Annotated in this window: 26 protein-coding genes, 1 pseudogene and 1 other annotated feature; of the genes and pseudogenes, 1 reads left to right on the top strand and 26 read right to left on the bottom strand. The window is 34.2% G+C overall.

Annotation, left to right across the window (positions count from 1 at the left end):
• Positions 1-11: 11 nt before the first annotated feature.
• From KPF49_RS03380 to mreC, 15 genes are all read right to left on the bottom strand, one after another.
• Positions 12-2,174: a RelA/SpoT family protein gene (locus KPF49_RS03380; protein WP_183674641.1), complete on the bottom strand. Its 2,163-nt coding sequence runs from the start codon at positions 2,172-2,174 to the stop codon at positions 12-14.
• A gap of 60 nt (positions 2,175-2,234) precedes the next feature.
• Positions 2,235-2,753, bottom strand: a complete 519-nt coding sequence (locus tag KPF49_RS03375; protein WP_183674638.1) for an adenine phosphoribosyltransferase — start codon at positions 2,751-2,753, stop codon at positions 2,235-2,237.
• Between the two features lie 67 nt (positions 2,754-2,820).
• Positions 2,821-5,067, bottom strand: coding sequence for a single-stranded-DNA-specific exonuclease RecJ (recJ, locus tag KPF49_RS03370; protein WP_183674635.1), 2,247 nt, complete (start codon positions 5,065-5,067; stop codon positions 2,821-2,823).
• Between the two features lie 48 nt (positions 5,068-5,115).
• The gene (gene secDF, locus KPF49_RS03365) at positions 5,116-7,395 is read right to left on the bottom strand and encodes a protein translocase subunit SecDF (protein WP_183674632.1); all 2,280 of its coding nucleotides are present in this window, start codon (positions 7,393-7,395) and stop codon (positions 5,116-5,118) included.
• Between the two features lie 99 nt (positions 7,396-7,494).
• Positions 7,495-7,755: a preprotein translocase subunit YajC gene (gene yajC / locus KPF49_RS03360; RefSeq protein WP_183674630.1), complete on the bottom strand. Its 261-nt coding sequence runs from the start codon at positions 7,753-7,755 to the stop codon at positions 7,495-7,497.
• Between the two features lie 12 nt (positions 7,756-7,767).
• Complete coding sequence (gene tgt / locus KPF49_RS03355; protein WP_183674627.1) at positions 7,768-8,913, bottom strand: tRNA guanosine(34) transglycosylase Tgt; 1,146 nt, start codon at positions 8,911-8,913, stop codon at positions 7,768-7,770.
• Between the two features lie 10 nt (positions 8,914-8,923).
• On the bottom strand, positions 8,924-9,946 hold the full coding sequence (queA, locus tag KPF49_RS03350; protein ID WP_183674624.1) for a tRNA preQ1(34) S-adenosylmethionine ribosyltransferase-isomerase QueA: 1,023 nt from the start codon (positions 9,944-9,946) through the stop codon (positions 8,924-8,926).
• A complete protein-coding gene (gene ruvB, locus KPF49_RS03345) occupies positions 9,946-10,956 on the bottom strand; it encodes a Holliday junction branch migration DNA helicase RuvB (protein ID WP_183674621.1) in 1,011 nt (336 codons plus the stop codon). The genes queA and ruvB overlap by 1 nt, the downstream gene beginning before the upstream one ends.
• Positions 10,957-10,974: 18 nt before the next feature.
• The gene (gene ruvA, locus KPF49_RS03340) at positions 10,975-11,565 is read right to left on the bottom strand and encodes a Holliday junction branch migration protein RuvA (protein WP_183674616.1); all 591 of its coding nucleotides are present in this window, start codon (positions 11,563-11,565) and stop codon (positions 10,975-10,977) included.
• An 8-nt stretch (positions 11,566-11,573) separates the two neighbouring features.
• A complete protein-coding gene (gene obgE, locus KPF49_RS03335) occupies positions 11,574-12,854 on the bottom strand; it encodes a GTPase ObgE (protein ID WP_183674614.1) in 1,281 nt (426 codons plus the stop codon).
• A 79-nt stretch (positions 12,855-12,933) separates the two neighbouring features.
• The gene (rpmA, locus tag KPF49_RS03330; protein WP_183674611.1) at positions 12,934-13,218 is read right to left on the bottom strand and encodes a 50S ribosomal protein L27; all 285 of its coding nucleotides are present in this window, start codon (positions 13,216-13,218) and stop codon (positions 12,934-12,936) included.
• Positions 13,219-13,542, bottom strand: a complete 324-nt coding sequence (locus KPF49_RS03325) for a ribosomal-processing cysteine protease Prp (RefSeq protein ID WP_183674608.1) — start codon at positions 13,540-13,542, stop codon at positions 13,219-13,221.
• Positions 13,542-13,850, bottom strand: a complete 309-nt coding sequence (gene rplU, locus KPF49_RS03320) for a 50S ribosomal protein L21 (protein WP_183674605.1) — start codon at positions 13,848-13,850, stop codon at positions 13,542-13,544. The genes KPF49_RS03325 and rplU overlap by 1 nt, the downstream gene beginning before the upstream one ends.
• Before the next feature lie 12 nt (positions 13,851-13,862).
• Positions 13,863-13,933, bottom strand: a sequence feature (ribosomal protein L21 leader region).
• Between the two features lie 51 nt (positions 13,934-13,984).
• The gene (gene mreD / locus KPF49_RS03315) at positions 13,985-14,506 is read right to left on the bottom strand and encodes a rod shape-determining protein MreD (RefSeq protein WP_183674602.1); all 522 of its coding nucleotides are present in this window, start codon (positions 14,504-14,506) and stop codon (positions 13,985-13,987) included.
• Complete coding sequence (mreC, locus tag KPF49_RS03310) at positions 14,506-15,336, bottom strand: rod shape-determining protein MreC (RefSeq protein WP_183674599.1); 831 nt, start codon at positions 15,334-15,336, stop codon at positions 14,506-14,508. The genes mreD and mreC overlap by 1 nt, the downstream gene beginning before the upstream one ends.
• A gap of 345 nt (positions 15,337-15,681) precedes the next feature.
• Here mreC and KPF49_RS03305 point away from each other — a divergent pair, with 345 nt between their 5' ends.
• Positions 15,682-16,278, top strand: coding sequence for a hypothetical protein (locus KPF49_RS03305; protein ID WP_183674597.1), 597 nt, complete (start codon positions 15,682-15,684; stop codon positions 16,276-16,278).
• Between the two features lie 55 nt (positions 16,279-16,333).
• Here KPF49_RS03305 and KPF49_RS03300 read toward each other — a convergent pair whose 3' ends face one another.
• The 11 genes and pseudogenes from KPF49_RS03300 to KPF49_RS03255 all read right to left on the bottom strand — a co-directional run bounded on the left by KPF49_RS03300 (position 16,334) and on the right by KPF49_RS03255 (position 23,900).
• Complete coding sequence (locus tag KPF49_RS03300; RefSeq protein ID WP_183674594.1) at positions 16,334-16,825, bottom strand: dihydrofolate reductase; 492 nt, start codon at positions 16,823-16,825, stop codon at positions 16,334-16,336.
• Positions 16,826-16,910: 85 nt separating this feature from the next.
• Positions 16,911-17,459 (bottom strand): GNAT family N-acetyltransferase, encoded by a 549-nt coding sequence (locus KPF49_RS03295; protein ID WP_183674591.1) that lies wholly within the window; start codon positions 17,457-17,459, stop codon positions 16,911-16,913.
• A 60-nt stretch (positions 17,460-17,519) separates the two neighbouring features.
• Entirely contained in the window at positions 17,520-19,637 is a 2,118-nt protein-coding gene (locus tag KPF49_RS03290; protein WP_183674588.1) for a heavy metal translocating P-type ATPase, read from the bottom strand.
• Entirely contained in the window at positions 19,630-19,998 is a 369-nt protein-coding gene (locus tag KPF49_RS03285) for an ArsR/SmtB family transcription factor (protein ID WP_183674585.1), read from the bottom strand. The genes KPF49_RS03290 and KPF49_RS03285 overlap by 8 nt, the downstream gene beginning before the upstream one ends.
• Before the next feature lie 83 nt (positions 19,999-20,081).
• A complete protein-coding gene (gene radC / locus KPF49_RS03280; RefSeq protein ID WP_183674582.1) occupies positions 20,082-20,765 on the bottom strand; it encodes a RadC family protein in 684 nt (227 codons plus the stop codon).
• Entirely contained in the window at positions 20,762-21,196 is a 435-nt protein-coding gene (locus KPF49_RS08055; protein WP_246562794.1) for a prepilin peptidase, read from the bottom strand. Before KPF49_RS08055 ends, radC begins: the two co-directional genes overlap by 4 nt.
• Positions 21,197-21,241: 45 nt before the next feature.
• Positions 21,242-21,493: pseudogene (locus KPF49_RS08185) on the bottom strand (prepilin peptidase); the annotation flags it as partial.
• Between the two features lie 415 nt (positions 21,494-21,908).
• The gene (locus tag KPF49_RS03270; RefSeq protein WP_183674576.1) at positions 21,909-22,223 is read right to left on the bottom strand and encodes a DMT family transporter; all 315 of its coding nucleotides are present in this window, start codon (positions 22,221-22,223) and stop codon (positions 21,909-21,911) included.
• On the bottom strand, positions 22,223-22,561 hold the full coding sequence (locus KPF49_RS03265; RefSeq protein ID WP_183674573.1) for a DMT family transporter: 339 nt from the start codon (positions 22,559-22,561) through the stop codon (positions 22,223-22,225). The genes KPF49_RS03270 and KPF49_RS03265 overlap by 1 nt, the downstream gene beginning before the upstream one ends.
• A gap of 62 nt (positions 22,562-22,623) precedes the next feature.
• Positions 22,624-23,184 (bottom strand): TetR/AcrR family transcriptional regulator, encoded by a 561-nt coding sequence (locus tag KPF49_RS03260; RefSeq protein ID WP_183674570.1) that lies wholly within the window; start codon positions 23,182-23,184, stop codon positions 22,624-22,626.
• 104 nt (positions 23,185-23,288) lie between these two features.
• Entirely contained in the window at positions 23,289-23,900 is a 612-nt protein-coding gene (locus KPF49_RS03255; protein WP_183674567.1) for an SCO family protein, read from the bottom strand.
• Between the last annotated feature and the right edge of the window lie 6 nt (positions 23,901-23,906).

The following is a 23,906-nucleotide window of genomic DNA, read 5'->3' as shown; positions in this document are numbered from 1 at the left end:
TGACATTCACCTCACTTAAAGACTCTTTCAACGCTATAAATATCTTTTAAGTTTTTAATTTTATGGACGATTTGATTTAAATTTGCTTTAGACTCGACCATAATTGATATATTTACTTTGGCGTGACTATCTGCATTTGTTTGGCCACTGACTTCAGTAATCGGAATTTTCTCACTCGATACTAAATTAAGTATTTCATTGACTAGTCCGCTTCGATCGAAACCTTTAATTTCTAATATAACTTTATATTTTTGTTTTTCTTCTTTATCTTTTAACCAAGATACATCAATCAATCGGTCGGTTTCATTTTTAATATTTGAACAGTCTTTAACATGTACTTTGACTCCGTGGCCTTTTGTAATATAACCGACAATATCATCACCAGGTACTGGGTTACAACATTTTGCGAGGCTAACAAGCATCCCACCAAGTCCTTCAACGATAACTCCAGTATCAGAATGTACGTTTTTATAATCTTTCGTACGTTCAACTTCAAGTAAAGGTTCTTTTTCTTGTTGCTTTTTTAAATGATTTGTTAAACGATTAGCAATTTGCTGCGCTGTAACCCCGCCAAATCCAACCATCGCAAACAAATCATTAATTTCTCTTAAATTATAACGTTCTAAAACGACTTCTACTGATTTGTCATCAAAGGCTTCTTCTAATTTGTAACCATTTGACTTAATTTCTTCTTCAACTTGTAAACGACCTTTTTCGATGTTTTGTTCTCGGTCTTGTTTTTTGAAAAATGATCGAATTTTGTTTTTAGAACTTGATGATTTCACTAAATTTAACCAGTCTAAACTTGGTCCATATGATTGTTTACTCGTTCTAATTTCTACGATATCACCAGTGTTTAACTTATAATCAATAGGTACAATTTTACCATTTACTTTCGCACCGATCATTTTGTTACCAACTTCTGAGTGGACAGAATACGCAAAATCTATCGGCACTGCACCTTGAGGTAATTCGACAACGTCGCCATTAGGAGTAAACACGTAAATTTTGTCTGATAGCATATCACTTTTTAATGCTTCCATAAATTCCTCAGCATCTGTATACGATGATTCATTATCGACAATTTCTTTTACCCAGTTATTCGTTGGCGCCTTGATGTTTTTACCTTCTTTATAAGCCCAATGTGCAGCAACCCCGTGTTCTGCGATTTCATGCATTTCAAATGTACGTATTTGAATTTCTAATGGATCCCCGTTAGGTCCGACAACTGTTGTATGCAGTGATTGATACATGTTTTGTTTTGGCATCGCGATATAATCTTTAAATCGGCCTGGGACCGGCTTCCAAATCGTATGGATAATGCCTAGTACCGCATAACAATCTCTTATATCGTTAACGAGTACACGGACCGCGAGTAAGTCAAAGATTTGATCGAACTCTTTATGTTGATCGTTCATTTTTCTATAAATGCTATAAATGTGTTTAGCGCGACCTGAAAGTTGGTGATCAATGTGAGATTTATTAAGTTTTGTTGCAATATCCTCAATCGCCTTATTAATAATAACTTCTCTTTCACTACGCTTCTTTTTCATATAACTAACAATTCTAAAATAACTGCTCGGGTCGATATAACGAAGCGCAATATCTTCAAGTTCCCATTTTATACTAGATATACCGAGACGATTTGCGATTGGTGCGTAAATTTCTAATGTTTCTGTAGAAATTCGAACTTGTTTTTCTTCAGGCATCGCTTTTAACGTACGCATATTATGTAAACGGTCAGCGAGTTTCACTAAAATAACTCGAATATCTTTTGCGATCGCAACAAACAGTTTTCTATGGTTTTCTGCTTGTTGCTCTTTTAGCGAACGGTATTTAACTTTTTCTAACTTAGTGACTCCATCAACGATGGCTGCGACTTCTTCATTGAACATTTCAATTAAATCTTCATGAGTATATTCAGTATCTTCAACGACATCGTGTAAAAATCCAGCAACAATCGTCGGCGTATCTAACTTTAACTCTGCTAAAATCCCAGCAACTTGTACTGGATGTAAAATATAAGGTAAGCCATTTTTTCTAAATTGACCTTCATGCGCTTTTTCTGCAAGATCATAAGCACGCTTTACAGTATTTAGTTCATCATCATTCATATACTTTCCGCATAAGTTAAAAACGTCTTCCGCAACATATGGGTATTCTTTATTACTCATGATCTCACTCCTTAAAACTTAATATTATACAAAAGTGCCTGATTACTCAGGCACTTATTTTTATTCATTGTATTCTAACAGTGAAATAAAGTCATAATCTTTAATCTTATCGCGTCCATTTAAATAATTTAATTCAATTAAGAACGCTAGTCCGACGACTTCACCGCCAAGTTTTTCTACAAGATGAATCGCTGCTTCAATTGTACCACCAGTCGCAAGTAAATCATCGGTAATTAATACACGCTGACCAGGTTTGATTGCATCTTTATGAATTTCTAAAGTATTCTTTCCATACTCTAAGTCGTATTCATAAGAAATCGTTTCTCTTGGTAGTTTGTTTGGTTTACGAACAGGTGCAAATCCAATGCCGAGTCTATATGCAACTGGGCATCCGATAATAAAACCTCTCGCCTCAGGACCGACGATAATGTCTACATCTTTATCTTCAGCGTATTTAGCAATTTGATCGACTGCGTAACCAAAAGCTTCTCCGTTGTCCATAATTGTAGTTATATCTTTAAATTGGACGCCTTCTTTTGGCCAATTTTCAACTTCTGAAACGTATTCTCGTAAATTCATTTAATCTTACCGCACCTTTTCATTTAATACTTATATTTTATCATAATTTAGCAATGTCTACATAGTTTTATTCATTAATTAATTTTTCAATGTATGTTTTTAATTCTGGTCGTGACGTCATTTTTAATTGTGTTTCCGAGTTTAATTTTTCCTTTAGTTGCTTAAAATAATTCGACTCTATGACAACAAGGTCTTTTGTATTTTCTTCATCGAAAAATATGACACCGTTTTGGACTGAAATTCTATTTAAATCTTCCAACGTATTTGTCACTTTCACTAGCATTTGCATAGTTATACTATGTTTTTTCGCGAGTTGTGGCGCGAACTTTTTTAAATCAATCGCACCATTATTCGCATGGATAATCGTATTATATACTGCTTCAATCGTTTGTACTTTAGGAATTCCACTAAAAAATAAGTTGTCTTTGTCATCAAAAATCGCAATTAACTTTGAAGGCTTTAATTGTTTTAACGTCGTTTCGAAATGATCCATTGAAATTGGTAAATCTCTTAATATAACTTGTGACACATTATAAGGAATTGTCTCACCGTAGTGAAAATAATTACTCCCTAGTTTTTCCTTGTCTTCAGCGATAAAGAAAATATCTGTATCTTTATTAATTATAGAAAAATTTTGATTGTTTTTAGAACGCATATCAAATAACTGCATATCTTTAATTTCAGCGTCTTCTAAAACGAGTTGAACTTTTTTAACTCCATTGAACTCATTTATACCGAGTCTTCCAATCGTATAGATTTTTTCGCCGATTGACGTTTCGTTAAATAAGTGTCCAAAATTAAAGCCAATGACTTCGAAACTATAATCTTTTAATGTCATCTTTAGGTGTTTACTATCCACACCGATTTGACGAATTGTTTCGATAGTAGAATTACTTACCATCACCGTTGGCACTAAAAATCCATGGCCAAATGGACGTAATTCGTTTAATTCCTCAAGATCCTTAATCGTTATGTTCGGATTTGTTATTTTAAAATCAATATCTTTTGTCGGCTTTAATTTTGAATATGATTGATTCATTAATGTCGTTAACTCTACTTTAAAATCTTCAATTAGTGATTCATCGACCTTAATACCAAACGCTTGGTTATGGCCATTCGCAGTATGATCAGTATTTAACTCTCGAAGTGTTTTTAATAGCTCAATTGTATTAATCGAGCGCGCAGAACCTGTATAAACATCTTGATCTTTCGTTAAAAGAATGGCTGGGACTCCGTAATTTTCAACAATTCTAGACGCGACAATACCTAGTATCCCTGGATGCCAATCTTCACTATATAGTACTTGAATTTTGTCATCACTATTTACTAATTGTTCAGCTTCAATATACGTTTCATCGACCATATCTTTTCTCGCATCATTTAACATTTCAATATCAGCCGCTAACTCTGAAGCCTCTTCAGGAAACTCGTTTAACAATAAATATACCGCAACACTCGCTTCGTCAATACGTCCAGTTGCATTTAATCTCGGTGCAATCGTAAAGCCGACGGTTTCTTCATCGACTTCTTCTAGTCGTCCCGCTTCTTTTAAAAGTGCTTTTATACCGGTATTCATATTATTATTTATTGATTTTAAACCTTTTATAGTGAAATATTTATTTTCGTCAAACATAGGCACCATGTCTGCAACAGTACCGATCATCACAAGTTGCATGTATTCCTCTTCATCTAATTCAAGTGCTTCAATTAGTTTATACGTAATTCCAACACCTGCTAAATATTTACACGGATAGTCCCCTTCTGGATGATTCGGGTGAATAATAACCGCATCCGGTAGTTCTTCAGTAAATTCGTGGTGATCGACAATTATAACGTCAATATCGTTCTTTTTTAAAAGCTCAACTTCTTTAATCGCCGAGACACCGTTATCGACCGTAATTACGAGGTCAAAATTTCCGACAACTTCATTTTCAATAAAGTTATAATCTAGTCCATATCCTTGTTCAATACGATTCGGGATAAAGAAATGAATAGACGCACTTTTTTTCTTCAGCGCCTTATAAAGAATTGTCGTACTTGTTATACCATCTGCGTCATAATCTCCGTAAATTAATATACGACTATTATTTTCGAGATGTTTTAAGATTAATTTTGTTGCTACATCGATATCATAAATTAAAGAAAAATCATGCGTGTGAGGATTTAAAATCTTTTCTAAATCATCTTCAGTCGTAAACCCACGATTTTCTAATAATGTTTTATTCAATTCCGATAAATTGTATTCTTTAACCAAGTCCTCTGTAATTTCATCAGATAATTCTCTCATCATCCAATGATATGTTGATTGATACATAAATATCATCCTTTAAAAAACGTCTAGGCAAAAGCCTAGACGTTTATTTTATACTAATACTTTATCTTTATTATTACGTTTTTCTTCGTATACAACAAGTGTACCACCATTTTTACGAAGTTGCTTTTTCTTAAGTACTCCCCATAACTGAATCGCAATAAATAGTGAAGAATATACCCCACTAATTAAACCGACAAGTAACGCTACAGAGAAAGTAAATATTGACTCACTACCCATAAGTACGAGGAAGACTACAACTATAATTACTGTAAGTACCGTATTTAATGAACGTGTCATTGTCTGTCTTAATGATGTATTAATGAGACGATTAATATCCGCTTCTGAGCGGTACATTTTCATTTTTTTATTGTTCTCACGAATACGGTCAAACGTAACAATAGTATCGTTAATTGAGTAACCAACAATCGTTAAAACTGCCGCGATAAACGTAATATCAATTTCTAATCTAAAGAGTGAGAATACCGCAATCATTATAAATACGTCATGGATTAACGCAATTACTGCTGGTAGTCCCATGCGCCATTCAAATCGTATTGAGACGTAAATAATAATCGCAACAGATGCAATCAGTAACGCTTTAATTGCATTTTTAACGAGCTCTTGTCCAACGACTGGACTTACTGTACTCGTCATTGGTGTCTCACCATATTTTTCTTCAAAGAATTGCTGAAGTTCTGCAATTTGATCCTTGTTTAAATCTTTAGAATATCTCGCAACAACCGTGTTGTCACCAGATTTTGTTAGACTTTCAGGCTCTAACTTTAAAGTCGTAAGGTCTTCACGAACAGATTCTTCGGTTGTACTATTTTCAACTACAATATCTGCACGTGTACCACTCGTAAAGTCGATACCTAAGTTTAATTTAAAGATTGATAAAATAATCGCACCGACTAAAATTATAACTCCACTTAATAAGAAGAACTTTTTCGCATGTTCAGCAAAGTTTAGACGGTCCCAAACTGTTTGTAAGTCTTGAACATTTACGCCTTCACGAATATTATGAATGTGTTTTTTATTTAATCCGAATAATCCTGGCTTATTATCCAACCGTCCGGAACTAACGAGTAATCTCATTAGTACACGCGTTAAGAATACAGCTGTAACGAAACTCATTAAAATAGATAATAGAAGCATCATCGCGAATCCTTTAACACTAGAAGTACCGAAGATAAATAAAATAATCGCTGCAATTAATGTCGTTAAGTTGGCATCAATAATTGTCCATAACGAACTACTTGCACCTTTTTTGTACGCTTCTTTAATACTTCGCCCAATTCTAATTTCTTCTTTAACTCTTTCGTACAGTATAATATTGGCGTCTACTGCCATTCCGACCCCTAAAATAAGTGCTGCGATACCTGGGAGTGTCAGTACCCCACTAATTAAGTTAAACATAACTAGTGTTAAATAAACGTACACTACAAGTGTTAGAGACGCGATTAATCCAGGAACTCTATAAAACACTAACATGTAAAGTAGTACGATTATGACACCAATCGCACCTGCTTTAACTGTCTTATCGAGTGCTTCTTCACCAAACTGTGCACCAACACTCGTAGAGAAAATCTCATCAAGCTTCACTGGTAGTGCACCAGAGTTAAGAAGTGCTGCGATATTCTGAGCACGTTGTAAGCCGTCTTTATCACTAAATCCACCAGAAATCATGACTTCTGTAGAGTTAATCGGCTGATCTACAGTTGCTGCAGAAATGTATTTTGGATCGTCTGATTGCATTTCTTTTTCAAATGAATCAACGCCTTCTTCAAAATCCATCCAAATAACTAACAAGTTTGTACCTTGCGGCATCTCTGATACTTCTTTAGTAATTTCATTAAACTTATTTGCGTCTTTAAGTTTTAACGACACAATTGGTTGGTTTAAATCGTCATATCCTTGACTTGCCCCACCTTGAACTAAATCTTTACCGGATAGTAAAACATTGTCGTTTACGTCACGGATTGTCAGTTCAGCTTGAGTTGAGAGTAATTCTCTTGCTTCTTTTTGATCTTCAACCCCAGCGAGTTGTACTCGGATTCTATTCCCTTCTTCAATTTGAATATTCGGTTCAGAAACACCGAGTACGTTTACACGTGAATCTAATGTAGAAGCAGTTGCTTCAACATCTTTTTGGTCAATTTTATCGTCTTTTTCTAATGGTTCCACTTGATACAGTACTTCAAATCCACCTTGAAGATCTAACCCCAAATTGACATCTTTAACGACGTCTTTATAAGTCAGACCGATCACTGTACCAAGAAGAACAACGATAAGTGCTAAACTTATAATTCTACTTGGTTTCTTTTTCACAATGTCACCCTTTACATAGTATGTATAAGACTATATTAATTATAACGATTATTATGCCAAAACTAAATAAAAATAAAAAAAGTCGACATCTGTCGACTTTTATTTGTTTACAACTTGATGTAAAGCTCTACGTTCAAAACGTAAAGTAGTATTTTCATCGACCTTTAAGTACATATAGTTCGCATCGAATGATTCTACTTCACCAGTGAGTCCGCCGATTGTAACAACTTCGTCACCTTTTTCTAAACCTGCTTGCATTTCATTCATTTGTTTTTGTCGCTTTTGAGCTGGTCGAATCATTAAGAAGTACATGATTAAAAAGATTGCTAAAAACGGAAATAAAACGCTTAAAATTTCCATGTAACCCCTCCTTTAAAAGTTTTTTGGATTGTCTTTATTTAATCCATATTTTTCAAAGAAAAACTCTTTAAAATCTAATAAGCTATCATTTAAAATAGCTTGTCTGACGTCACTCATCAAGTTTAACAGAAAATATAAGTTATGGTAAGTTGTAAGGCGAGCACCTAGAATTTCGTTCGTTTTAAACAAGTGTCTAATGTATGCACGTGAATAGTTTTGACACGTATAACAGTCACAGTTTTTGTCTAATGGACCAAAATCACGACTATATTTATGATTTTTCACGACAACTCGTCCTTCACTCGTCATCGTCGTTCCGTTACGTGCAATTCTTGTCGGTAACACACAGTCAAACATGTCCACTCCTCGGATTACACCTTCAATTAAGGCATCTGGAGAACCTACCCCCATTAAATATCTCGGTTTATCAAAAGGTAAAAGTGGTACTGTTTCTTCAAGCATTTCATACATTAAAGGTTTCGGTTCACCGACAGATAACCCACCAATTGAGTATCCTGGAAAGTCTAAAGATGTAATTTCTCTTGCACTTTGTTTACGTAAATCACTGTATTCGCCGCCTTGAACGATACCAAATAATGCTTGGTGTTTATCATTACCAGACTTTACGTGGTGATTTAAACCTCTCTCTGCCCATCGTGTCGTTCGTTCTAATGAGTCTTTAACGTATTCACGACTCGCAGGGATCGGCGCACACTCATCAAACGACATAATAATATCAGCACCTAAGTCGTGCTGAATATCCATTGATTTTTCAGGTGTTAAAAATAATTTCGAACCGTCTAAATGACTTCTAAAATGAACACCCTCTTCTTCAATTTTACGCATGTTTGAAAGACTAAATACTTGGAATCCACCAGAATCTGTTAAAATTGGTTTCTCCCAGTTCATAAATTTATGCAGTCCACCCGCTTCACGTACTAAATCACTTCCTGGTCGTAGCCATAAGTGATACGTGTTCGATAAAATAATTTGACTGCCGATTTCGATTAACTCTTCACGAGACATTCCTTTTACTGTAGCAAGTGTCCCAACCGGCATAAAAACAGGTGTTTCAATAATTCCGTGTGGTGTGTGAAGGCGTCCAGCACGTGCACCTGATTGTTTACACGTATGGACGTGTTCATATCGTATTGCCATAATTTCACCTCTAAATAATTAACATCGCATCTCCAAAACTAAAGAAGCGATAATTGTTCTGAATCGCATGATTATATGCGCTTAAAATATTTTCACGTGTAGAAAACGTACTTACGAGCATTAATAACGTCGATTTTGGTAAATGGAAATTCGTTATTAATCCGTCAACAGATAATATATCTTGCCCAGGATAAATAAAGATATTTGTCCAGTCACTCGTTGCGGTAAATGTTTCATACTTTCTAAAGTTCGCTTCTAAAGTACGCGTAGACGTTGTACCAACACTAATAATTCTATCGCCATTTTCTTTTGCCTGATTTAAACGCTCTGCTGCACTTTTTTCTATAGAGTAAAACTCACTATGCATATCGTGTTCTTCAATATTATCTACAGCTACTGGTCGAAATGTTCCAAGTCCAACATGAAGCGTAATATAGACGATATCAACACCTTTAGCTTCGATTCTTTCTAAAAGCTCTGTTGTAAAATGAAGTCCCGCAGTCGGTGCAGCAGCACTTCCACTATGTTTAGAAAACACCGTTTGGTATCTTTCTTTATCGTCCAATTGTTCTCTAATGTATGGTGGAAGAGGCATTTCACCTAAACCATCTAATACTTCTTCTAAAATACCTTCATAATTTAATTTTACGATAAAAATACCGTTATCATGCTTTTCTACAGCAGTTGCTGTTAACTCACCGTCTCCAAATACGATTTCAGTACCAACGTGTACGCGTCTTGCTGGCTTTATTAGTACTTTATAACCGTCAGTTTCGGGGTTTAACAACAACATCTCAACGTGACCACCACTGTCTTTTTTATGACCATGTAATCTTGCTGGTAATACACGTGTATTATTTAAAACGAGTACGTCTCCTTCTTTTAAATACTCTAAAATATTATGGAAGTGACGATCTTCTACGTCGCCCGATTTTTTATCCATCACAAGAAGTTTTGAATCTGATCGATTTTTTAATGGATGTTGTGCAATTAAAGATTCGGGCAAGTCAAAATCAAAGTCTGTTAGTTTCATTACTCATTATCCTCTATATTTTTATGTCTTTTAAAATAATCATAACTTTTCGCAGTTGCTTCACGACCTCTTGGTGTGCGTTGTAAAAATCCACGTTGAATTAAATACGGTTCGTAGACGTCAAGAAGTGTTACGACTTCCTCACCAATTGATACTGCGACTGTTTCAAGTCCAACTGGTCCCCCACCATACGTATCAATAATCGTCGTCATTACTTTATGGTCAATTGGATCTAGTCCTTCTTCGTCAACCTCTAGTACATTTAACGCGTCATTAGTCGTTTCTAAAGAAATAGAAGTTTCATTTTTAACCATAGAAAAGTCTCGAACGCGTCTTAATAAACGGTTCGCAATACGCGGTGTCCCTCGACTTCTTCTTGCAAGTTCAAATGCTGAATTTTTATCAATTTCGACGTCAAAAATATCAGCCGTACGTTCAACAATCGTCTGGAGTGCCTCATTTGTATAGTATTCTAATCGTAACTGAATACCAAAGCGGTCACGTAACGGTGCAGATAAACTTCCGAATCTAGTCGTTGCTCCGACTAATGTAAACGGTGGCAAGTCGATTCGAATACTTCTTGCTTCTTCACCTTGACCGATGACAACGTCAATAAAATAATCTTCCATTGCTGAATATAAAATTTCTTCTACCATGCGTGGTAGTCGGTGAATTTCATCAATAAATAAAACATCTCCAGGCTCTAAACTCGATAAAATCGCAGCTAAATCTCCAGCTCTTTCAATTGCAGGGCCGGCTGTTGTACGAATGTTAACGTTCATTTCATGAGCAATAATATTTGAAAGCGTCGTTTTACCAAGGCCTGGTGGACCATGTAAAATAACGTGATCAAGTGGCTCTTCACGCATTTTTGCTGCATCTATAAAAATACGTAAATTTCTTTTAATCGCGTCTTGACCGATATATTGAGATAAATATAACGGTCGTAACGATAATTCTTCTTGTGCTTCTCCTTCAATTAAACTCTCATCTAAAATTCTATCGTCCATAATAAATCGTCTCCAGTTCTATTCAACGATATATCTTAAGCTTAACTTCACGGCATCTTCAACACTGTTTAATTCTTTATTAGATAAGTACTTCTCAAGTGCTTTTAATTCGCGCTTACTATATCCAAGTGCTTTTAGTGTTTCTAATGCTTCATCAATAATGACGTCGTTTGTCTTACTCTTCATCTCAACTTTTACATCTTCAAATGCCGGATCGAGTTTACCTTTTAAATCTAAAATAATTTGTCGAGACGTCTTTTTACCAATACCTGGGAATTTTTGTAAATACTTTTCATCTTCATTTTCGATTGCATTCACAACCTCATTTGGCGTAGAAGTCGCGAGAATTGCTAGCGCACTTTTTGGACCAATTCCAGTCACTTTTAACAGTGATTGAAACATTTCTTTTTCTTTTAAATCATTAAATCCATAAAGTGTTAAACTATCTTCTCGTACGACTTGTTCTAAAAAGATTTTCTTTTCGTTATTTAAATCTTTTTCAAAACGATACGGGTTCGGTACGATGATTAAATACCCCATGCCATATGATTCTACAATGATATGATTCGGATGGATTTCTGTTAACATCCCTTTTAAATATTGATACATGTTTTCACCTATTCAATAAATTCAAATTCGAAGTCTTTAATTCTTACAATATCACCAGACTGTATGCCTTTTTCTCTTAACGCATCATCAATCCCCATCGATCTCATTTGTCGAGCAAATCTTCTGACTGCTGCGTCACGTGAGAAGTCTGTGCGCATAAATAGAGTTTCAATTTCGTCACCATGAATTTCAAATTTGCCGTCCATACCACGCTTAATTTCAAATGGACGTTCTTGTTTTTCATGACGATAAACAACTCTAACATCTCTATCGACTTCAACCTCTTCTTCTTCAGGGACGTAATTTTCAAGTGCGTCGATAATCGCGTAATTTAATTCATTAATTCCGTCGCCTGTAACAGCAGAAATTTCTATAATTTTAGAATCTGTCTCAACTTCACGTTTAAAACGCTCGATATTTTCTCTATTCTCTAGCAATTCGATTTTATTTAAAGCAATAATTTCTGGTCGATTTAATAGTTTCTCATTATACTCTTTTAACTCTTTACGGATAATTCGGTAGTCTTCAACTGCATCTCTATATTCTGTTTCTGCAATATCAATGACGTGTACAAGTACTTTCGTACGCTCCACGTGGCGTAAAAACTGTATACCAAGACCCGTACCTTCTGCAGCGCCTTCAATTAAACCAGGTAAATCTGCCATTACAAATGACTTATCGCCTTGAATTACAACACCTAAGTTTGGCTGAATAGTCGTAAACGGATACGAGGCGATTTTAGGAGTCGCTCGAGACACTCGGCTTAATAATGTAGATTTCCCGACACTCGGAAATCCAATTAATCCGACGTCTGCCATTAATTTTAATTCTAAAACGACATTTAACTCTTCTCCTGGCTCTCCGCCTTCAGCATAGTCAGGTGCGGTATTTCTACTAGAAACAAAACGAGAGTTACCTCTACCTCCCTGGCCACCTTTAGCGATCACCGCCTGTTGGCCGTGTTCAACTAAATCTGCAATTACTTCATCAGTCTCTTCATTTTTAACGACCGTGCCTGGAGGTACTTTCAAAATCATCGGCGAACGGCTTTTACCATGTTTATTTGAATTCATACCAGCTTCACCATGTTCAGCTTTAAAATGACGCTGATATTTGAAGTCCATTAACGTATTTAATCCTTCATCGACTTCCATAACGATGTCTGCACCGTTACCACCGTCTCCACCAGCAGGCCCTCCCATCGGCTCGTATTTTTCTCTTCTATACGCAACTATACCATTACCACCGTTGCCTGCTCTTAAATATATCTTTGCATAATCTGCAAACATACCGACACCTCCATTTCTATCTATTATACATAAAATTCATTCATAAAAAAAAGCATCAGCAAGAGCTGATGCTTTTTTATTAAGCTTCGTAAACAGATACGCGTTTTTTGTTACGTCCAACACGTTCAAACTTTACTACTCCATCTACTTTAGCAAATAACGTATCGTCTCCACCTTTACCAACGTTTACACCTGGATGAATTTTTGTTCCGCGTTGACGGAAGATGATTGATCCACCTGTAACAAATTGGCCATCTTGACGTTTAGCACCAAGACGTTTAGCGTGAGAGTCACGACCGTTCTTACTAGAACCTACACCTTTTTTAGATGCAAAAAATTGTAAGTCTAATGTTAATTTAAACATTCAGTCCACCTCACTTTTAGTTACCTTAATATAGTCTTTATACGATTCTTCAATAGTTTCTAGTGAAATAATCATCGTTTTAAGTATTAGATTCACGCTTTCATCGGATTCTTGTATTTCTAAATAGAAATACCCACCGTCGTTATCGATATCTAATACCGGTTCGTTATTTGTCAATTGAAATATCGAGTTTGTTGCACCAAATACAACACTAGACGCACCTGCACATACTATGTCTTGGCCGTGTGCTGCAAAATCAGCATGACCAGACATTTCAATACTTTTTACTACGTCACCTTTCAAATTGACTTCAACATGAACCATTACGCATCAATCTTTTCGATTGTAACTTTAGTGAATGGTTGACGATGACCTTGTTTACGTAAGTAGTTCTTTCTACGTTTGAACTTGATTACGTCGATTTTCTTACCGCGACCTTGTTTTTCAACTTTTGCTGATACTGTTGCACCTTCAACTACTGGAGCACCAACTTTAACGTTATCTCCACCAACTAAAAGTACACGATCAAAAGTCACAGTGTCACCTTCTTCAGCATCAAGCTTTTCAATGAAGATTGTTTGACCTTCTTCTACTTTAACTTGTTTACCGCCTGTTTCGATGATAGCAAACATACTTTACACCTCCTGAATAATAAGACACGCCATGTAGGTGGATAAAAATCACTTTAACCTATTCTGAGCGGTTGATGTTTACAAATTCATCAACTTCTAAAGTATACACTTCGCACATTTAAGAGTCAATCATTTTATAGTTGTTTTACAAATACATTTTTTCGAATCTTTCTAAGCACTAAAACGATAAATAATAATGGAATGTAAAGCAGCGCATTAAGTAATAGACTCGGTATTCCTCTTAAGGCAATATAGTCGAACACTGGTAAATTTGTAAAATTAATTAATTTGTAAATACCATATATAAAGAAATCAAATAAAAATGTATTTACAATAACGACAAAAAATAGCCCAACTTGATCTCGGTAAAACACTCTAAATGCGGTATGCATAAAAATGATAAATGCAACAAACCCGAACAAATGAATACCGTAAACTGTACCAATATATATGTCGAGTAATATTCCGAATACTATACTAAAAAACATCCCATACGATAGCCCAAAATATATCGAGACTAAAAGTAACATCATAAAAACAAGTTTCGGTACAAAGTACACTTCAATACCAAATAACGTAAATGGACTAAAGTTCGCAAAGCTAAAGTCAATAAACATCATAATAAAAAACGTGATAAATAATAATATTGAACGCATTATTTATCATCCTCAGCTGTTTTTGGATCTTGTTTAATAACAAAAATCATATCTAAATCGTTAGTATCACTTTCCATTTTTACGTTTGCGTTTTGACTTAAACCATAACTATCATTTTCAGTATCAACAACTTCACCAACGATAATTCCTTCAGGGAAAATACTTGTTAACCCTGACGTATATACTTTAGATCCTTCTTTAATTTTACCGTCATTGACGATGTTACCAACGACTAACGTATTCGTATCTTCATCGTAATTTTCAATCGTGCCGTAATGCTTTTTATCGCCATTATGAATTTCAACAGAAATATTTTTCTTTGCTGAATCTGTCGTAATAAGCTCTACAAAACTCGAACTACCATTTGCGCGTTTCACAACACCAATTAAACCTTTTGGTGTCGTCACAGCCATACCTTCACTAATACCATCTTTTGTTCCCTTATCAATCGTAAAACTATTTAACCACTGATCCGGTGAACGAGATATGACTCTCGCGTTAATCGTTTCATAGTCGAGTTTAGAAGAAACATCTAACGCTTCTTTTAACTTATTATTCTCTTCTTCAAGACGTTTAACATCTGCTTCAAGCTGAGGCAGCATATCGAGTTTTGCCTCAAGTTCTTTTTCTTTTTTAGAAGGGCCAAATATACTACCAATTACATTAAAAGGCCCACCAATCGCTTTTTGAGAAGACGCAACAGAATCACCGACAAACATTTCAGCCTTCGTCGTATATGTACGATCTGAAACAGAAAATCCAATCATTAATATAAGGAGGATTACTGAAAATATAATCAAAATCATTCTGTTTTTACTAAAAAAATTCAAAGCCTCCACCTCCGTAATCATTAGTTATTTTAACATATCTCTTCAATACATTTATATAAATTATGAAACATAAAAAAACCCTCATTAAGATGGCAACTTAATGAGGGATGTGTAGACGTTCTTAGTCTACGATTAACAGATAATAATATGATATCTAGCACTTCGGTGCTACCGGTGAGTGACATTTGCTTAGCACTGTCGTTCTCTATGTCTAACTATATTCTCATTATATTTTAATTTACTTGAAAATGCAAGGTCGTTTCTGAATTTTCTTAGTGTAGTCATTACTTTTATATAAGTTTTCATGTTAGTATGTATAATGGAATAGTGAACGGGAGGTTAAGCATGACACTAAAAACATTTATCATTGTACTTATAATTATTCAAATTTACTTTGCGTATCATGCTTTCCAATTTAAAAAGAAAGAAAAACCTAAAGTAAATGTACAAGATAATAAAACAGAAATTAACGGGCAAGAAGTAAATGCCAAAGTTTACTCATACGTCATGAAGTTAGGTCCACAAATGAAAAGACACTTTAATAACGTATGGTTTATATTATTTTTCTTTATCATCGGATCCATTGCTGTCGCTCCGAATATGGATGGTTACAGTAGATACGGCGGCAACTTAACATTTGTAATTCCAAACTTAATATTATTTGGGCTTATAATATCAGTCATTACTATAATAATGAACGTCTTGTTAAAAGATTACATGATTGCCGGTACTGCACTATTTAACGCAATTGCAATGTACATTGCATATTTCCAAATGAATTTAACAATGAACATGGACGGATTCACAGAGTTCTTTTTAATACTTGTTTTAGTTTATAACACTAACAAGATGATAAAACTACACAGTGGCACGTATCCATTCTTTACATGGACGATGATCAATCACCTCATTGCGTCAACGCTAGTGCTACTATTAATGTAAAAAAATCCCTAGAGTTTGATTATCGAAACTCTAGGGGTTTTTAATTCCAATCACTCTATTTTCTTTTCCATATTTCAAAAGTATGGGGATGCTTGTTCTTTTCATCTACATTACCGTCCCAAGACTTTTCAAGTTCAAATTCATTGTAATCAAAGTCATCAGGAAAATATACGTTACCATCGAATTCGTCATGAATTACCGTACGGTATAAATAATCAACATCGTCTTCAAACATTTTAAATAAGCTTACACCGCCGATAATATAAAAATCTTCAGCGTACTTTTCATATAACTCTAAAACTTCTTTTTTACTATTAACGACAATCGCACCAGGTGCTTCATAATCTGGATTATGAGTTAACACGATATTACGTCGACCTTTTAACGGACGGTTCGGTATTGACTCATAAGTCGCGCGGCCCATGACGACGTCTCCTTGCATCGTTACTTCTTTAAAAAACTTTACATCTGCAGGAAGACTCCACGGTAGTCTGTCTCCTTTACCAATTAGGCCATTTTCATCTTCAGCATATACATAAGCAAGCATAGAGTCACCTCATTCTATGTTTTTGTACTCTTATACCCTCTTATTCAAAAATTAAAAACAAGTGCTTTTTTATTAATGATGAATGTTAATTTAAGTCCACCCACTCATCTTTTAACATTCCATAAACCACATGGTCGACGAAGTGATCATATAACCATTGAACTTGTCTTAAAGTGCCCTCTTCAGTAAATCCGAGTCTTTCAGGAATTTTACGGCTTTTAACATTTTCAGTTGCAGCTCTTATTTCTATTTTATTTAAGCGAAACTCTTTAAAACCAATATCCATTAATGCTCGAACAACTTTTGTCATAATACCATGCCCTTGAAACTCCTCGCCAAGAAAATAACCGATTTGACCAATACGACTTGACCAGTCAAATGAGTTAAAACTCGCTATACCAGCAACTTTACCTTTAAAAATAATTGCTGTAACTAAACTCTTATTATCTACATAATTCTGCATAGAATTCTCTATGAATTTTTTAGTATCAGATACTTCACGAATATAAGTTGGCCATGGTAACCATTCTTTTAAATAGTCACGTGATTTAACAGTTAACTGAAATATGTCCTCTGCATCATTTCTATCTACTAATTTTAAAGAAATCTCATCATCGATTTTATAAGTAAACAAAAAATCACCCACTCACTTTTATATGATTATCTCATAAGTGAGTGGGTAATTGTTAATATTTTAGTTCCTAGTCTTCAACAGTCTTAAACTGTTTAATGTGACGAGTAATGTTGCACCAATATCAGAGAATATTGCGATCCACAGAGTTAACCATCCTGGAATTATTAATAGAAGTGCAATTAATTTAACGACTAATGAAAAAGTAATATTTTGTTTTATAATTGTGAGAGCTTTACGGCTCAGTTTAATCGTATATGGTAATTGTCTTAAGTCGTCTGACATTAAAGCAATATCAGCAGTTTCTAGAGCAGTGTCAGTTCCAGCACCACCCATTGCGACCCCGATAGTAGAAGCGGCAAGCGCAGGTGCATCGTTTACACCGTCTCCGACCATTCCGACACTTTTATCGTTTTTACGAAGTTCATTAATAAATTTTAATTTATCTTCAGGTAAAAGATCTGCTTGAATGTCTGAGACACCGATTTGTTTTCCGATTGCCGTTGCTGCTTTTTCGTTGTCCCCCGTCAGCATTACTGTTTCAATTCCAATATTATTTAGTTTACTGATGACTTCAGGAGATGACTCTCTAATTTCATCAGCCACTGCAATGAGAAAGAGTATTTTTTGATCGGTACCTAACACCATAACCGTTTTACCTTGTTCTTGTAACTGAGCAATTTCTTGTTCTTTTTGAATATCAATACTGCTATGAAGTTCAGTAAATAGATTCGGACTTCCTACATAGTATAGTGTGTTGTTTACTGTTGCTTTTACACCTTTACCTGTAATCGATTGAAAGTCTTCCACTAGTAATTCATTAAAGTTTAAATTACTTTCTTCAGCTTTTCTTATAATTGCTGAAGCAAGTGGATGTTGAGAGTTTTTCTCAATAGCCGCAGTAATTCTCAATAGATCATTTTCATTACCATCATACGCGATAATATCAGTAACTGATGGAACACCTTTTGTAAGTGTGCCAGTTTTGTCGAAAGCGATTGTATTTAAAGTTCCCGCTTCTTCTAGGTAAAGCCCACCTTTAATTAAAACCCCATTTTTAGCAGCATTACCAATCGCAGTAACAACTGCTACAGGTGTTGATATAACTAAGGCACACGGACATCCAACGACTAATATAGCTAATCCTTGATAGACCCATAAATTCCAATCAGCATTAAATAATAACGGCGGAACAACCGCAATTAAAAATGCTAGAACAACAATTGCTGGGGTATAATACTGCGCAAATCTATCGACAAATGCTTGAGAAGGTGCACGCTCTGCTTGTGCTTCTTCGACTAAATGAATGATTTTTGATAGTTTTGTATCTTCGACTCTTTTTGTAACTTTGACTTCAAGAAATCCTTCTTCATTTAGTGTTCCAGCAAATACTTCATCATCTACTGTTTTAGTTACAGGAATACTTTCACCTGTAATCGCAGCCTGATTTAATGTTGATATACCTTTAATAACAGTTCCGTCCATCGCTAACTTTTGACCTGGTTTTACAATCATAATATCGCCGACTACAATATCATCAACATGTACACTCATTTCTTCATTACCACGACGAATGAGTGCTTCTTTAGGTGCAATTTTCATTAACGATTCAATAGACTCTCTCGCTTTGTCTACTGAATAACGTTCTAACGCCTCACTTATAGCAAATAAGATAACAACAACTGCCGCTTCACTCCACTGTCCAATAAGTGCAGCACCTATAATAGCAATTGTCATTAACGTGTTCATATCAAATGTAAATTTGCTTAAATTTTTAAACCCAGTAATGAATAACGAATACCCACCAATAATAATTGCGGATAAATAACCAATTGTTGGTACAATATGATTTTCTCCATATCGCATACTTAATAACCAGCTAATTACGATTATAATTGCAGAAATATATAACTTAATATTTTCCTTTTGCTTCCAAAACGGTTCACGTTCTATCGTTTGTTCCTTTTCATCGCGGATTTTTAAGTTTTCAAAAGCGCCTGCTTTCTCTAAGTCCTCAATCGACGTACTTCCCTGAACATAAATCTTAGAAGCCCCGAAGTTTACTTTCGCATCATCGACCCCTTCAAGATCTTTAACGTTATCCTCAAAAATCTTTGCACAGTTCGCACAAGATAAACCATCAATTCGATACGTTTTCATTTCCTCTGATCGATTAGTCATTACAATTCACCTCTTTACCATGTTCTAACGCATTCATAAATAAAGTTTTAACATGATCGTCATCAAGAGAGTAAAATGCTAATTTACCTTCTTTTCTAAACTTAACGATACCGGCATTATGTAATGTTCTTAAATGGTGAGAAGCATTCGCGACCGTAACACCGATAACATTTGCGATATCACACACACATAACTCATCAGCATTCAATAAAGCAAACGTAATCTTCGCTCGATTCTCCTCAGCAATTGCTTTAAATAACTTCGCGACACTTTTAATATCCTCATTTTCTAACTCACTTTGGATTTGATTTACTTTATCCTCATCATAAGAATAAACATCACACGTATCCTTATTACTCATACACTCCACCTCATTCAAATGATTACTTGATTATATTATAACTTATTTAAAATACTTATTCAAGTATTCACTTGAATGAAAAATTAAAAACAATCCATTTCTTTAAGACTGATGTACTTACCATTTCCAATAATAATATGATCTAAGAAATCGATGCCGATGAGTTCACTACTCATTTTAAGACGTTTACTTACTTCGATATCTTCACTTGAAGGTGTTGGGTCTCCACTTGGATGGTTATGAACACAAATAAACGCTGCAGCACTTCGTTTCACTGCTTCTTTAAAAATTTCCCTCGGATGTACGACCGTTGTATTTAGAGAACCTTTAAATACAGTTTCCTGATGAATAACTTTATATTTTGTAGATAAGTAAAGTACAACAAAATGTTCTTGCTGATAATATCTCATCTTTTCCATCAACAAATTAGATACGTCATCCGGTGAGTGAATGAAGACATCATCTTCTAGACTATGGCTATGCATTCTTACAGCAAGTTCTATAACAGCGAGTATTTTTATAGCTTTAGCTTCGCCAATACCTTTAATTTTAGTAAGTTCTTGATACGTAATATCTCTCAAATCATTTATTTTTTTAAGGTTTTTTAATACATTATCTGCTAAAGATAAACTGCTCTCATTACGACTACCAGTGTTAATTATAATCGCTAAAAGTTCACGATTTGTTAAATTATCCGCACCATATATTTTTAATCTTTCACGCGGTTTATCTGAAGACATCATTTCTTTTATCATTAATTCATTCATAGAAATCCTCCAAAGTAAATAGTCGTTAAATCATCGTAACTGATAAAAGTTAAAATAGTACTCGTCACAATAAATGGGACATATGGCAGCTTTCTATAATTTGTCGTTTTGATTAATTCGACAATAATTACATAGAAGCCACCCACTATATATGAAAGCAAAACAATGAAACTAAACATTAAAGTTGGAGTAATTAAAGTTAAAACACATAACAATTTAATGTCTCCATATCCAATTTGATTTTGAAATAAGTAATAAATAAAATGTATGAGTAATATGATGACAAGATCATCAAACAAATTTATATAATTAAAATTAGTCAAGTATAATCCTGTAATAAGTAATACTGATAAAAGAAAGTTCGGTATTTTAAAGTAAATTGCATCATAAATAGCGAGTGGTACTAAAAATATCATTAATAAATAGTACAAATTAAAATCTCTAAACTGTATATATACTAAGATTGGTAATATAAAAATAATCGATAAAAGGAGTTCATTATAAAAATAAGTGAAAGGAATCGGTTCATGACACTTACGGCATTTTCCTCTACTAAATAAAAATCCTAGAATTGGAATTAATGCGATTGTACAAATTGATGCACTGCATTGATTACACTTACTTCTTCTAATCATAAATTTAAAATCAAATTCTTTTTCTTCAAGCAAAACATAAATAAATGAAGCAAATATCCCTCCAGTTATAAATAATAATAAAATAAAAACCACCCCCTAAATATTGACTTAACTATAGAGGATGGTGAAAATTATGTAAAATTACGATATTTAAAATATTTTCATCATTTACTTCAGTTTTTTAATTTTTAAATATAAAATACTAGCACTTTTAAATAATTCTGATTTCGTAATTTTAAATTTAGATAAAAAAGGCACTTATTGTTATAAGGTGCCATTTATTAATTACTTATATTACATATTCTTATTATTTGACTATCTTTTTGTTAAATAAAATTGTTTAATTAACAAAAACAACCCTGAGAACCTAAAAAGTGTTAATTAAATTAATTTATTTAACAAAATCAGGAATAAAAACGAAAATTTGTTAAATATATTTATTTGTTTAACAAAATCGATAGTTTTTTGTAAATTAAATTTCAAAAGTCAATAAAATTTTTATTTGATATTAACTCACCGCTTTTAACCCAACAACTCCAATTATTATGATCACTAAACTCACGATTCTTCCAATGCTTTTTGATTCTCCGTAAAACACCATGTTTACTATAACTGCTGCGGCTGTACCAATTCCGATCCATACCGCATATGCGATACTGACTGGTAGATAATTAAATGCTTGGTATAGTGAGACAAATGCTCCTCCGAATCCTCCAAAGAATAGTATGAAGTTTTTTACTGATTTCTTCTGACTAAATCCGTTTAAGCCTATAACTCCAACGAGTTCTAATATTGCTGCTAAAAAGACGTATATCCAACCCATTATTTAACAACCTCTTTTTTATTTGTATCATCTGTTAAATTTAACGCAATAACTCCAATGACTAATAATACGATGAAAAACCCTTTTTCTAGTGTAAAGACTTCGTCAAATAAGTATATATCCATTAATGCTGTTCCGACGGTTCCTGCTGCAGCGAATACTGCATATACTGTTCCTGTTGGTAATGATTCACAAGCTTTTGATAAAATTAAAAAGTCTAAGACGATAATTGGTAAAAGTATTAGCCAGTGCCACCACGTACTCGCGACGTTAAATCCGTATATCCAAACGAGTTCGAAGAAGCTCGTTAGAAAAACATATATCCATGCTTTATTCATAAAAAAATCCCTTTCTATAAAATGAATGACTATCAGTCATTAAATACTAAAATTAAAAAATACTAAATACCGTGTAAAATAAATTTCAGTAATTCTTCTTTATATTCATTTGCTTTCTCTTCACTCGAGTCATCATACAAGTACATCTGTTCAGCAACAGATTCAATTGAACCAAATAAGATTTTCGATGTGAATGTTGTATTTAATGTTTCTCTAGTTTCACCATTTTCTTTACGTACAATTAATAAATTTTCTATAAAGTGATAGAGTGGTGCGTATATTTTTTCCCAGTCTCCGACGTACTGTGTTTGAGTAAGCCCTGCATATATCAGTGTTGTGAGTGATTTATATTCTTTCGTAAGAGTAAAAATAATGTCGATGACTGACTTAATTTCCTCTTCGATAGTTTCTCCAGACACATTTTTTGAAAGTTCATTTAACATTTTAACTACCATAACTTCTGCAATTTTAGGCATGACTGATAATTTTGAATCAAAATATAAGTAAAACGTACCTTGAGCGATCTCTGCTTTCTTTACAATTTCAGATACTGTTGATTTTTCAATCCCTTTTTCTAAAAATACATCGATTGCAGACTCGATAATTCGTTCTTCTTTGTTCATCTTTCCACCCCCAAAAAATGACTGATTGTCATTCATATATATTAACATATATTAAAATATTTCTTAATAAAAAACCACTAAGATTTTCTTAGTGGTTAAATATGTTATAGATTTTTAGTTAGTTTTTTAACGTCTTCTACAATTTCTTCTTTCGGGAAACGTTTGTCTCCACTGTCGACACCTGAGTAGTCTTTAAGTATTTTACCGTTTTCGTCGATTAGATAAAACGATGTACCGTGTGTTACTTGGTCACTACCTTCTGGTGGTGGTGCGACGATTGTTTTAAAGTTCTTTTCTGAGAATCCACGGATGAAGTCATAATCATATCCTGTTAAAAATTGCCATTCAGTGTCTAATTCATCGACGTGATAGGCTTTAATATATTCTTGAAGTTGTTCTGGTGTGTCTCTTTTTGGGTCAACTGAAAAACTTAGTACACCAAAGTTTTCAACACCGTCATCTTCTAAGTCTTGTACGACTGACACCATGTTATTTGTCATCGGTGGGCAAACTGTCGTACAGTGTGTGAAGATAAAGTCAACGAGCCACACTTTGCCTTCCATATTGTCTTGAATATATGTTTCATCCTCTTGGTTGATGACTTCAAAATCGTCGATCGTATTACCGTAGCGACTCATCGCATCGACCTCACCGCTTTTAGAACACGCTGTTAAAAAAAGGACTGACATTATTCCTAGTAATAATAGTCGCTTCACTATAAT

Source organism: Nosocomiicoccus ampullae, assembly GCF_019357495.1.
GTDB lineage: Bacteria > Bacillota > Bacilli > Staphylococcales > Salinicoccaceae > Nosocomiicoccus > Nosocomiicoccus ampullae.
This window is presented reverse-complemented; position numbering and strand designations above follow the sequence as displayed.